Genomic DNA, 12,844 nt, shown 5'->3' with positions numbered 1-12,844 from the left:
TCCTCCGGGCCCGCCCCTTTTCCCTTGTGCGGCTCAGGCCAGCAGTTCCACCTCCGCGAGCGTCGACTCGCCGTCGAGGACGAGACGGTAGTGGGCGTACGAGCCAGGGTCCGCGACCGTGAACGCCCGGGTCTGCCTGTCCCAGGGGAAGGACTCACCGGAGCGCTTGTCGAGGTCCGTCCACGTCGTCCCGTCCGAGGAACCCTGCAGGGTCCACCCGGTCGGGGCCTTGGTGTGGTCCGAGGACGTCAGTGTGTACTGAACTCCCTTGGCAGCGGCGCCGACCGGCAGGTCCACCGAGGTGACGGAGGCATCCGTCGCCGAGGTGTTGTCGAACAGCGCGCCGGCTCCCTCGAGCGTGTCCGCGCGCGGCGACGGCACCTTGTCGTCCTCGGTGACCGAGACCGGTGCCGCGTCCTTGCCGGTGCCCCAAGAGGACGGCTCGGCGCCCATGTCGAACTCCAGCACTCCGCCCCGGGTGATCAGCGAGTGGGGGAGCGAAGTCGAGTTCCACCGCTTGCCGTTGAACCGCACGCCCTGCACGTACACGTTCCTCGTGCTGTTCCGCGGGGCCTTGATCACCAGGTCGTGGCCGTTCTCCAGGTGGACCGTCGCCTTCGTGAACAGCGGGGAGCCGATGGCGTATTCGCCACTGCCCATCACCAGCGGGTAGAAGCCGAGCGACGAGAACAGGTACCAGGCCGACTGCTCGCCGTTGTCCTCGTCACCGTGGTAGCCCTGGCCGATCTCGCTGCCGGTGTAGAGCCGGGAGAGGACCTCGCGGACGTTCTTCTGGGCCTTCCAGGGCTGCCCGGCCGCGTCGTACATGTAGTTCACGTGGTGGGCCACCTGGTTGGAGTGCCCGTACTGGCCCATCCGTACGTCCCGGGCCTCGGTCATCTCATGGATGACCCCGCCGTAGGAGCCCACGGTGTCCGGCGACGCGGTCTCGGGGGTCGCGAAGTACGTGTCGAGCTTCTGCGCGAGCGCACTGCGACCGCCGTAGAGGTTCGCGAGGCCCCGCGAGTCCTGCGGCGCGGTGAAGGCGTACCCCCAGCCGTCGGTCTCCGTGTAGTCGTAACCCCACACGCGCGGATCGTACTTCGCGGAGTCGACCCGCCAGTCGCCCTTCGCGTTCCGGCCCTGGAAGAAGCCGGCCTTGGAGTCGAAGAGGTTCACGTAGTCCTGGGAGCGGTTGAGGAAGTAGTCCGACTCCTCCTTGTAGCGCTTCTCGCCGGTCTTCCTGTAGAGCGCCTTGCCCATCTCGGCGATGCCGTAGTCGTTGACGTAGCCCTCCATGGCCCACGACAGGCCCTCGCCCGTGGCGGTGCTCGTGTAGCCGAGGAAGGGGGAGGTGGTCATGCCCTTGCGGCCGACGCCGGAGGTGGGCGGGACGACCGTCGCGTTCTTCAGCGCCGCCTCGTACGCGGACTTCGCGTCGAAGTCGACGCCCTTGACATACGCGTCCGCGAACGCGACGTCCGACGAGGTGCCGGTCATCAGGTCCGCGTAACCGGGCGAGGACCAGCGAGAGGTCCAGCCGCCGTCCTTGTACTGCTGCACGAACCCGTCGACCATCTCACCCGCCTGATGAGGCGTGAACAGCGAGTACGCCGGCCAGGTCGTCCGGTAGGTGTCCCAGAAGCCGTTGTTGACGTACACCTTCCCGTCGACGATCTTCGCGCCGGTGTGGGTCGGGGTGTCGGGTCCCGGCATCGGGGAGAACGGCGAGGCGTACTGGTACTTCGAACCCACCTTCTCGAAGCCGGAGTTGGGGTACAGGTACAGCCGGTACATGCTGGAGTACAGCGTCGTCAGCTGGTCCGGCGTGGCGCCCTGCACCTCGACTTTGCCGAACAGCCGGTCCCACTGCTTGCGCGCACCCTTCTTGACCGCGTCGAACGACGTGCCGTCCGGGATCTCCTGGCTCAGGTTGTCCTTGGCCTGGTCGATGCTGATGAGCGAGGTGGCCAGGCGCAGGGTGACGGTGTGGTCGGAGCCGGCCTTGAACTTCAGATAGCCCTTGACGCCGCTGGAGCCGCCGTCGGTCACGGGCGCGTCGAACACCCCGTAGACGAAGAGCCGGGTGGCGCCGGTCGACAGACCGGACTTCACGTCCGAGTAGCCGGTGACGACACCCGCCGAGGTGTCCAGCGTGAGGCCCGCCTGCTCGGTGACGTTGTCGAAGATGACGCTCGCGTCGTCGCCGGGATAGGTGAAGCGCAGGGCGGCGGCGTGATCGGTCGGCGCCATCTCCGCCTTCAGGCCGTTCTCGAACGTCACCCCGTAGTAGTACGGCCGCGCGGTCTCGTTCTCGTGCCGGAAGGCCAGTTCACGGGCGGCGCGGCCGGTGTCCGGGGTGCCGGAGGCGGCGGACGGCATCACCTGGAAGGTCTGCCGGTCACCCATCCAGGGGCTCGGCTCATGGCTCGCGCTGAACGCCTGGATGGTGGGCAGGTTGTCGTCGTTGTTGGCACGCGCGTAGTCGTAGAGCCAGCTCAGGGAGCCCGCGTTGGTCACCGGCGTCCAGAAGTTGAAGCCGTGCGGGACGGCCGTCGCCGGGAAGTTGTTGCCGCGCGAGAAGCCGCCGCTGGAGTTGGTGCCGCGGGTCGTCACCGCGTAGTCGGCGAGGTGCGCCTTGGGCTTCTCCGGGGCGGCCCGCTTCAGGGAGACGTCGTCCAGCCAGCCGCGGAACTTCGCGGGGCCCTTCGGCGAGTCGTACGCGAGGAGGATCCGGTCGACGGTCTTCCCGGCCGCGACGGAACCGATCCGCGAGGTCACGTTGTTCCACTGGTTGACGTACAGCGCCTTGGACGCGCCCTGGCCCTGCGGCGTCAGCGCGAATCCGTGCTGGTCGACGGCGTTCAGCTCGCTCAGCGAGGTGCCGTCGGTGAAGACCAGGTCCACGGCCACGTTCGTGGCGTCGTAGTCCCGGTCGCCGTCCGCCATCGAGGGGAAGACCCGGTACGCCAGTCCGGTGTCGCGCCGGACGGCCACGTTCACGTCGAAGACCTTGTTGTACGAGTACGCACGGCCGCCACCCTTGTGGGTGCCGGCGTAGCGCAGCGCCCGCTTGCCGGTGAAGCCCGCGCCCGCCTTGGCGGTCGGCGAGCCGCTCGGCCCCCGGTCCACGAGCGAGAGCATGTCCTTGGGCGTCGGGTCGTCGCTCTGGCCCGTCGAGAACTGGACATCGGCGATCTGGAGGATGTCGCCGCCGTTGTTCTTGGTGACATCGAGCCGGAAGTGCTGGTACTCGACGGGACTTTGGATGTCGTACGTCTTGGTCCGGAACCGCTCGCCGAAGGACTCGCCGGAGCGGGTGTCGAGGGCCTTCCAGTCCTTGCCGTCGGTGGAGCCCTGAAGGGTCCAGTCCTGGGGGTCGCGCTCGTCGTGGTCGTTTGCGGATGTGAGCGCGTACGTGACCACCTTGACCGGCGCGTCCAGGTCGAACTCCGCCCAGCCGGTGGGCTCGAAGGTGAGCCACTTGCTGCTCGACTCGCCGTCGACGAGGTTCTCCTTCACCTCGCCCGCGCCGGTGTTCTCGCCGCTGGCCCGCACGTCGGTGACATGGTCGGTCACGTTTCCGGGGATGCCGGTGCTGTAGCCGCCGTCGACCCCGGAGGATCTTTTCGTCCCGCCGGGGGCTGTATCCACCGTATTGAGCCAGTCCGGAGCTGGATCGCCCGATTCGAACGAGGAGCTGAATTCCCGGTCCGCGGACGCCTTTTGGGCCGGCAGGGCGACCGCGACGCCCTGCGAGGCCGCTAACAGGGAGAGGGCGGCCACCCCCAGTGCCGCCGGGGAAAACCATCCGGTCCGGCGCGTCAAACTCCGTCTGTACCGAGCTCTGTGCTGCATGCGCGAGCACCCTCCCTGCACCTGGACAACGTTGTCAGATTCGAAGCGCAAGGACCATTTGGGCGCCAAGTCGACAGTGCTGTCAAGGGTGTCGGGTGTGGCATCCGGGGTGAATGACGCGTGACGAACCGTGCATTGAGTTCATTGCGGGAGGTTGGCCTCCTGTGGATCTTCGCCGGGGTGGTCCGGGGGTGCCCCATATTTCCGGGAGGTCTCAACTCGGAAAAGACCGACGGGCAAACCTGCATTCGATCTTGCTCCGCTGGCGGGAAGTGGACTATACCTGTCGCGTCCGGCCAGTCGATCGACTGGCGCCGGACGGGCAGGACCCAGGGGGGAATTTCGAGGGACGGCAGAGCGTGGGCCATACGCCTACAGCCGATTCGTCCCACTGAATCCCCCATGCACGACCCCAGCTTGACCTAACCGCGGTGCCGGGGAGGATCCGGTTCACCGCCTGAGTCCTGGAGAAGGCGAGGACTTGAGCATGGGATCCACTTCCGCCGAGAACAGCAGCCCCGAGGGTGTCGGCCGCCGTGACCTCATCAAGAGGTCGGCCGCACTCGGTCTGATCACCGTCCCGACGATGAGCTTCCTGTCCGCCTGCGCGAGCGGCGGGGGCAGTGACGACAAGTCCGGCGACAAGGGCACCGGCAAGACCAGCAAGGACAACCCCTTCGGCGTGAAGAAGGGCGGCGGCAAGCTCGACGTCGTCGTCTTCAAGGGCGGCTACGGCGACGACTACGCCAAGGCCTGGGAAGCGGCCTTCGACAAGAAGTGGGGCTCCAAGAGCGCCCACACCGGTACCCAGGAGATCACCGGCAAGCTCCAGCCGCGCTTCAACGGCGGCAACCCGCCGGACATCGTCGACGACTCGGGCGCCCAGCAGATCAAGCTGGACGTGCTCTACAAGAGCGGCCAACTCCTCGACCTGGCCTCGGTCCTCGACGCCCCGTCCATCGACGACCCGACCAAGAAGGTCCGCGACACCCTGATCCCGGGCACGCTCGACCCGGGCCTGCAGGGCGGCAAGGTCGTGTCCCTCAACTACATCTACACGGTGTGGGGGTTGTGGTACTCCGGCAAGCTCTTCAAGGAGAAGGGCTGGGAGGTGCCCAAGACCTGGGACGCCTTCCTCGCCATCTGCAAGGACGCCAAGTCGCAGGGCATCGGCGGTCTCGCGCACCAGGGCAAGTACCCGTACTACATCAACATCGCCATCATGGACCTGATCGCCAAGAACGGCGGTCTGGACGCCATGAAGGCGATCGACAACCTCGACCCCAAGGCGTTCGTCGGGTCCGACGCCGCCCAGGCGGCCGTCGAGGCCATCTACGAGGTCGTGGAAAAGGGCTACTTGTTGGCCGGCACCAACGGCCTGACCCACACCGAGTCGCAGACCCGGTGGAACCAGTACAAGGCCGCGTTCATCACCTGTGGCTCCTGGCTGGAGAACGAGCAGCTCAAGCAGACTCCGGCGGACTTCGACATGAAGTTCATGCCGATGCCCAGCCTGCCCGGCGACAAGCTGCCGTTCGAGGCGATCCGGGCCGGCTCCGGTGAGCCGTTCATCATCCCGGCGAAGGCCGCGAACCTGCCCGAGGCCAAGGAGTTCATGCGCTCCATGCTCTCCAAGGAGTGGTCGACGCTCTTCGCGCAGAAGGCCAACTCGCTCACCATCCTCAAGGACAGCGTGTCCGAGGGTGTGCAGCTGCGTCCCGGTACGCAGTCCACCGTCGACGCCTCCAAGGCGGCGGGCGACAATACCTTCAACTACCTGTACTTCAACTGGTACAGCGAGATGGACGTCTCCATCCAGAACGCGTCCAACGAGCTGATGTCCAAGCGTATTCAGCCGAAGGAATGGCTGAAGCGGGCCCAGGCGGCGGTCGACAAGGCGGCCAAGGACCCGGCGTCCAAGAAGAACCACCGCGACTGATCACGTAAAACCCGGAACATCAGGGTCACGCACACCCGGAACACCCGGGTCACGCACACCCGGAACACCAGGGCAGGATGCCATGCGAAAAGGGCAGTACCGGTTCGTCGCGGGGTTTCTCCTCGCACCTTTGGCGCTGTATCTGATCTTCGTGATCTGGCCTTACATACAGACCATCGGTTACTCCTTCACCGACTGGAGGGGTCAGTCGCAGACGTTCAGTTTCGTCGGCCTGGACAATTACAAGGCGTTGTTCCAGGACGACGTATTCCTCGAAGCGATCTGGCACAACATCCTGTTCCTGGTGTTCATCCCGGTGATCACCATCCTGCTCGCCCTCTTCTTCGCCTTCATGGTGAACGCGGGCGGGCGGGGTGGCGCCGGTGGCGTACAGGGCGTCGCCGGCTCCCGCTTCTACAAGATCGTGTACTTCTTCCCGCAGGTGCTGTCGCTCGCGATCGTCGCGGTGCTCTTCGGGGCCCTCTACCGAAGTGACAGCGGCGGTCTGCTCAACGGCCTGCTGATCAAGCTCGGCCTGGTCGACGGCAACAACCCCGTCGAGTGGATGAACGAGCCCAACCTGGTGCTCTGGTGCCTGATGGCGGTCGTCGTCTGGCACGGCGTCGGCTTCTACCTGGTGCTGTTCTCCGCCGCCATGCAGTCCATCCCGCGGGACATCTACGAGGCCGCGCTGCTGGACGGCGCGAGCCGCGCCCACACCTTCTTCCGGGTCACCCTGCCCCTGCTCTGGGACACGGTGCAGACCGCCTGGGTCTATCTCGGCATCATCGCGATGGACATGTTCGTCCTCGTCTCGACCACGACCCAGGGCACCGGTTACGGCGGCGGGCCCGACCATCACAGCGAGGTCATGGCGAACGTCATGATGCGCAACTTCCTCTACTTCGGGAAGAGCGGCTACGCCTGCGCCATGGGCGTCGTCATGCTCCTTCTCACCCTGATCCTGTCCGTGGTCACGCTGCGCGCCACCCGCCGCGAGCGCATCGAGTTCTGAGCGGGAGACACGACTATGAGCGCACCCATCACGGAGCCGACGAAGGTCGACGGCGCCGGAGTACCCCCGCAACGAAACGCCAGGAAGGCCCCGCCCCGGCCGGGTGACAAGCGCACCGAGGGCATGGCCCTCAACGTCTTCTCGCACGGCTTCCTGGCCCTGTGGGCGGTCCTGATCATCCTGCCGCTGCTCTGGCTCGTCCTGAGCTCCTTCAAGACCGACGCGCAGATCGGCGGTTCGGCCCTCGGCTGGCCCTCGAACTGGCAGTTCGACGTCTTCACCCGGGCCTGGAACAAGGGCATCGGCGACTACTTCGCCAACACCCTGATCGTCCTGGTCTTCTCGGTCCCGCTGACCATGCTCCTGGGCGCGATGGCGGCCTACGTCCTGGCCCGCTACGAGTTCCCGGGCAACCGGCTCGTGTACTACTTCTTCGTCGGCGGGGCCATGTTCCCCGTCTTCCTGGCCCTGGTGCCGCTGTTCTTCATGGTCAAACGTCTTGACATGTTGAACACGTACCAAGGCCTGATCCTGGTGTACGTCGCCTACTCGCTGCCGTTCACCGTGTTCTTCATGCACGCCTTTTTCCGGACATTGCCCACGGCGGTCTTCGAGGCGGCGGTACTTGACGGAGCCTCGCACACCAGGGCGTTCTTCCAGGTCATGCTGCCGATGGCCAAGCCCGGACTGCTCAGCGTCGGCATCTTCAACGTCCTGGGCCAGTGGAACCAGTACATCCTGCCCTCGGTGCTGATGCAGCCGCAGAGCAGTTCGGATCCGGAACGCTACGTTCTGACCCAGGGCCTCATCCAGCTCCAGCAGCAGCAGGGGTACGCCACCGATCTTCCCGTCCTGTTCGCCGGCGTGACGATCGCGATGATCCCGATGCTGATCGTCTACCTGTCCTTCCAGCGCCAGGTCCAGGCAGGCCTCACCTCGGCGACCCTCAAGTAACGATTCGCCCCCTTCCCCGCCTACGCCACCTCCGTCCCGGGGGTGGCGTACGCGTGTCCGGGCGCGGCCGGAAATCGAACCTGAGGACAGAGCCGATTTTCGTCAAGGACTTGACTGCGGTAACCCGTTCAGCGGAGCTTGGAGTTCACAACTTGTAAGTGACCGGGGTCCCGTTGACGTGACCCAGATCACACGGGCGGCATCGGGGCCGCCCGGCTGAGGGCAGGAGTGGATGAGTCGATGGAGACTCCGGGGTCGCAGTCTTCGCTGCACCGAGCCAATCTGGAGCGCGTCGTGCGAGCGGTGCGCCTCGCCGGTTCGCTCACACAAGCGGAGATCGCGAGGGCGACGGGCCTATCGGCCGCGACCGTTTCCAATATCGTCCGTGAACTCAAGGATGGGGGAACGGTCGAGGTCACACCCACTTCGGCCGGCGGCCGCAGGGCGCGCAGCGTGTCCTTGAGCGGTGACGCCGGCATCGTCATCGGTGTCGACTTCGGGCATACCCATCTGCGCGTCGCGGTCGGGAACCTGGCCCACCAGGTGCTGGCCGAGGAGTCCGAGCCGCTGGACGTGGACGCGTCCGCCGCGCAGGGCTTCGACCGGGCCGAAGAGCTGGTCAGCCGCCTGATCGCGGCAACCGGCGTGGATCGTTCCAAGGTCGCGGGTGTGGGGCTCGGCGTGCCGGGCCCCATCGACGTGGAGTCGGGGACCCTGGGATCCACCTCGATCCTGCCGGGCTGGACCGGCGCCAGGCCCGCCGAGGAGCTGCGGGGGCGGCTCGGCGTGCCTGTCTACGTGGACAACGACGCCAATCTGGGCGCGCTCGGCGAGATGGTCTGGGGCAGCGGGCGAGGGGTCCGCGATCTCGCGTACATCAAGGTCGCCAGCGGTGTCGGGGCAGGCCTGGTGATAGAGGGCAAGATCTACCGCGGCCCCGGTGGCACAGCGGGAGAAATCGGGCATATTACACTTGATGAATCAGGCCCCGTCTGCCGTTGCGGCAACCGCGGCTGCCTGGAGACCTTCGCGGCGGCGCGCTATGTGCTGCCGCTCCTCCAGTCCAGTCACGGGACCGACCTGACCATGGAGGGCGTGGTCAGGCTGGCGCGGGACGGAGATCCGGGCTGCCGTCGGGTGATCGCCGACGTCGGCCGACATATCGGCAGTGGAGTCGCCAATCTCTGCAACTTGCTGAACCCGAGCCGGGTGGTCCTCGGCGGCGATCTCGCAGAGGCCGGAGAGCTCGTTCTCGGGCCCATCAGGGAGTCTGTCGGCCGCTACGCGATCCCCAGCGCCGCACGTCAGCTCTCGGTGCTGCCAGGGGCGCTCGGGGGCCGCGCCGAGGTGCTCGGAGCGCTCGCTCTCGCACTCAGCGAGATGGGCGATTCGACCCTTTTGGACGGCTCGCTGTCCGCCGTTACACCTGCCTTCACTTAGAGAACGAAACACGCCGTTGCCAACCCGTTAAGTATTTACTTCTTGACGTCGCACGGGTGGCCGAGTTGACTCCAAACCACCTCGGCCGCAGCGTTGCGGCCCTGTCAGGGAGGCACCACCAATGAACGCAACGATGCGTAGAGTCGTAATCGGTACCGCCGCTGTTTCCATGGCCCTCTCGGTGGCCGCCTGTGGCAAGGCCGGCGACAAGAGCACCAGCGACAGCAGCAGCAGCTCTTCCTCGGGCAGCAAGACCATCGGTCTCCTGCTCCCCGACAGCGTCACCGCGCGCTACGAGAAGTTCGACCACCCGCTCTTCGTCAACAAGGTCAAGGAGCTGTGCCCGGACTGCAAGGTCCAGTACGCGAACGCGGCCGGTGACGCCGCCAAGCAGGCCCAGCAGGTCAGCACGATGATCACCCAGGGCGTCAAGGTCCTCGTGATCAGCGCGCAGGACTCGGCGGCCATCAAGTCCTCGATCCAGACCGCGGTCGACAAGGGCATCAAGGTCGTCGCGTACGACCGTCTCGCCCAGGGTCCGGTCTCGGCCTACGTCTCCTTCGACAACCAGAAGGTCGGCGAGCTCCAGGGCCAGGCGCTGCTCACCTCGCTCGGCTCCAAGGCGACCCCCAAGTCGAAGATCGTCATGATCAACGGTGACGACGCCGACCCGAACGCCGGTCAGTTCAAGGCGGGTGCCCACAAGGCCCTCGACGGCAAGGTCGACATCGCCTACGAGCAGTCCGGTCTCTGGAAGGACACCGTCGCCGCCCAGAAGATGTCCGCTGCCATCACGCAGCTCGGTGCCAAGAACATCGCGGGCGTCTACTCCGCCAACGACGGCATGGCCGGTGGTATCGCGAACACCCTCAAGGGTGCGAAGATCAGTGGCATCCCGCTGACGGGTCAGGACGCGGAGCTCGCGGGTATCCAGCGCCTCGTCGCCGGCACCCAGTCCTCCACGGTCTACAAGGCCTTCAAGCCGGAGGCGGACGCCGCTGCCCAGCTCGCGGTCAACCTGCTGGAGGGCAAGGACATCAAGTCCCTCGCCAACCAGACGCTGACCAGCGGCTCCGGCGACAAGGTGCCCTCGCAGCTGCTCGTCCCGGTCTCGGTCACCAAGGCCAACATCAAGGACACCGTGGTCAAGGACGGCCTCTACAGCGTCACCGACATCTGCACCGCGGACTTCGCCAAGGCCTGCAAGGCTGCCGGCCTTCAGTAGCACGACCGTCTCGGGCGACCTCCGTACAACGGTGGTCGCCCGAGTTCCGACCGCTCAGCGGTCTCGCGAACCTGTCCGACGCCTGCTCCACCTTCACACCCCGCTGCGGGGCGGGCGTCGGATGGATCCGTTGCGAAATGCGACGGATTCGCGCATGTTCATCTTGTAAACCTTGTGCATTTCGCACATCCCTCCGCGCCGGTTGGTTCGAGCGCGGCATCCCCGCCGGTCAGGCGGCGAAGGAGATGGTTCACGTGTCCGCTACGCCCGTGCTGGCGTTGCGCGGAGTCTCCAAGCGATTCGGTGCTGTGCAGGCACTCACCGATGTCGAGCTGGAGGTCCACCCCGGAGAAGTGGTCGCCCTGGTGGGCGACAATGGCGCAGGAAAGTCCACCCTGGTCAAGACAATCGCGGGTGTCCACCCCATCGATGAAGGCGTCATCGAGTGGGACGGTCAGCCCGTCAGCATCAACAAGCCGCACGACGCCCAGGGACTCGGCGTCGCGACCGTCTACCAGGACCTCGCCCTGTGCGACAACCTCGACGTGGTCGGCAACCTCTACCTCGGTCGTGAGCTGCTGCACCGCGGCGTCATCGACGAGGTCACGATGGAGCAGAAGGCGCGTGAGCTGCTCAGCACACTCTCCATCCGCATCCCGAGCGTGCGTATCCCGATCGCGAGCCTTTCCGGCGGTCAGCGCCAGGTCGTGGCCATCGCCCGCGCCCTCATCGGCGACCCCAAGGTCGTCATCCTCGACGAGCCGACCGCCGCGCTCGGTGTCGAGCAGACCGCGCAGGTCCTCGACCTGGTCGAGCGGCTGCGCGAGCGCAACCTCGGCGTCATTCTCATCAGCCACAACATGGCTGACGTGAAGGCCGTCGCGGACACCGTCGCCGTCCTGCGCCTGGGCAAGAACAACGGCTCCTTCTCCGTGAAGGACACCAGCCACGAAGAGATCATCGCCGCGATCACCGGAGCCACGGACAACGCCGTGACCCGTCGTGCGGGGCGTCGCAACACGGAGGCCGCAAAGTGAGCGACACGTCCAAGGTTTCCAAGGCGGAGGCCGAGGTGGAGCACCAGAACACGGTGGCTCCCTCCGACGACCCCACTGCCGCTCCCGTGTCGGTCGTGGACCCGCGTCTGCTGGTCCGCGAAGAGGGCCTCAAGGGCTACGTCACCGAGTTCAAGCGCAAGATCAAGGGTGGCGAGCTGGGCTCGCTGCCGGTCTTCATCGGTCTGATCATCATCTGGACGATCTTCCAGACGCAGAACAGCCGGTTCCTCAGCGCCGACAACCTGTCGAACATCAGCTACTTCATGTCGGCCACCGGCATGCTGGCCATCGGCCTGGTGTTCGTCCTGCTGCTCGGTGAGATCGACCTCTCCGTCGGCTCGGTCAGCGGCCTCGCCTCCACGGTCTTCGCGGTGTTCGTGGTCAACCACGGCGTGAACGCCTGGCTGGCCCTGTTCCTGACCGTCCTGACCGGTGCCGTCATCGGCGCGATGCAGGGCTGGTTCTTCGCCAGGATCGGCGTGCCCGCCTTCGTCGTGACGCTGGCCGGCTTCCTGGGCTGGAACGGCCTGATGCTGTGGCTGCTCGGTACGAGCGGCACCATCAACATCCCGGCCGAGAGCGGCCCGGTCCACCTGCTCGGCCAGAGCTCGTTCTTCATGGACCAGGCCGTCGTCGGTGCCTACCTGCTGGCCGGCCTCGGTGTCGCCTCGATGCTCGTCGGTTCGCTCATCGACCAGCGTCGCCGCAGGGCCGCCGGTGTGCCCTTCCGGCCCACCAGCGAGATCGCGCTGCGCGTCGGAGCGCTCGCCGTGGCGTCCTTCACCGCCGCCGCCGTGCTGAACAACGCCTCCGGTGTCTCCAACGCCCTGGTGATCTTCCTCGCCTCCCTGGTGATCGTCGACTTCGTGCTGCGCCGCACCACGTACGGCCGCAAGATCTTCGCGGTCGGCGGTGGCATCGAGGCTGCCCGCCGTGCCGGTATCAGCGTGTCCATGGTCCGCATCACCGTCTTCGCCATCTCCGGCGGGTTCGCGGCGGTCGGCGGTATGTTCTTCGCCGGCCAGACCGCGAGCGCCACGCTGAACGCCGGTGGCGGCAACACGCTGATGCTCGCCATCGCGGCGGCCGTCATCGGTGGTACGAGCCTCTTCGGTGGCCGCGGAAACGTTTGGTCGGCCCTCCTGGGCATGCTGGTCATCCAGTCGATCCAGACCGGTCTCGACCTGCTCAACATGAACACCTCCATCCAGTACATGATCACTGGTGCGGTGCTCCTGGGCGCGGTCGTCATCGACTCCGTGTCGCGCAAGAGCCAGAAGGCCGCAGGCCGCGCGTAACACTCCGCGGGGGAACGCCGTAGCACAGCGCGACGGCGTCCCTGTGAAACATCCTGT

8 protein-coding genes are annotated in these 12,844 nt (G+C 66.3%); 7 read left to right on the top strand and 1 reads right to left on the bottom strand.

All coding sequences use genetic code 11. The features are described 5' to 3' along the window. Positions 1 to 33: 33 nt before the first annotated feature. Positions 34 to 3,858 (bottom strand): GH92 family glycosyl hydrolase, encoded by a 3,825-nt coding sequence (locus ACFYW8_RS08515; protein ID WP_389069244.1) that lies wholly within the window; start codon positions 3,856 to 3,858, stop codon positions 34 to 36. 487 nt (positions 3,859 to 4,345) lie between these two features. Between ACFYW8_RS08515 and ngcE the strand changes: the two genes are divergently transcribed. The 7 genes from ngcE (at position 4,346) to ACFYW8_RS08480 (ending at position 12,787) form a co-directional block, all read left to right on the top strand. Next, positions 4,346 to 5,797, top strand: a complete 1,452-nt coding sequence (gene ngcE, locus ACFYW8_RS08510) for an N-acetylglucosamine/diacetylchitobiose ABC transporter substrate-binding protein (protein ID WP_389069242.1) — start codon at positions 4,346 to 4,348, stop codon at positions 5,795 to 5,797. An 82-nt stretch (positions 5,798 to 5,879) separates the two neighbouring features. Next, a complete protein-coding gene (locus tag ACFYW8_RS08505) occupies positions 5,880 to 6,812 on the top strand; it encodes a sugar ABC transporter permease (RefSeq protein WP_355851371.1) in 933 nt (310 codons plus the stop codon). Positions 6,813 to 6,827: 15 nt separating this feature from the next. After that, on the top strand, positions 6,828 to 7,766 hold the full coding sequence (locus tag ACFYW8_RS08500) for a carbohydrate ABC transporter permease (protein ID WP_365868806.1): 939 nt from the start codon (positions 6,828 to 6,830) through the stop codon (positions 7,764 to 7,766). Between the two features lie 240 nt (positions 7,767 to 8,006). Next, positions 8,007 to 9,206, top strand: a complete 1,200-nt coding sequence (locus ACFYW8_RS08495; RefSeq protein ID WP_365868803.1) for an ROK family transcriptional regulator — start codon at positions 8,007 to 8,009, stop codon at positions 9,204 to 9,206. Between the two features lie 133 nt (positions 9,207 to 9,339). After that, entirely contained in the window at positions 9,340 to 10,431 is a 1,092-nt protein-coding gene (locus ACFYW8_RS08490) for a substrate-binding domain-containing protein (RefSeq protein ID WP_365868801.1), read from the top strand. Positions 10,432 to 10,676: 245 nt separating this feature from the next. After that, complete coding sequence (locus tag ACFYW8_RS08485; RefSeq protein ID WP_328552899.1) at positions 10,677 to 11,468, top strand: ATP-binding cassette domain-containing protein; 792 nt, start codon at positions 10,677 to 10,679, stop codon at positions 11,466 to 11,468. Then, positions 11,465 to 12,787, top strand: coding sequence for a sugar ABC transporter permease (locus ACFYW8_RS08480; RefSeq protein ID WP_389069235.1), 1,323 nt, complete (start codon positions 11,465 to 11,467; stop codon positions 12,785 to 12,787). Before ACFYW8_RS08485 ends, ACFYW8_RS08480 begins: the two co-directional genes overlap by 4 nt. The last annotated feature ends 57 nt before the right edge of the window (positions 12,788 to 12,844 follow it).

The sequence above is a fragment of the Streptomyces sp. NPDC002742 genome (genome assembly GCF_042888885.1).
In the GTDB taxonomy this organism is placed as follows: Bacteria; Actinomycetota; Actinomycetes; order Streptomycetales; family Streptomycetaceae; genus Streptomyces.
Note: the sequence above shows the minus strand (reverse complement) of the source record. Positions and strands in the feature narration are given on the sequence as shown.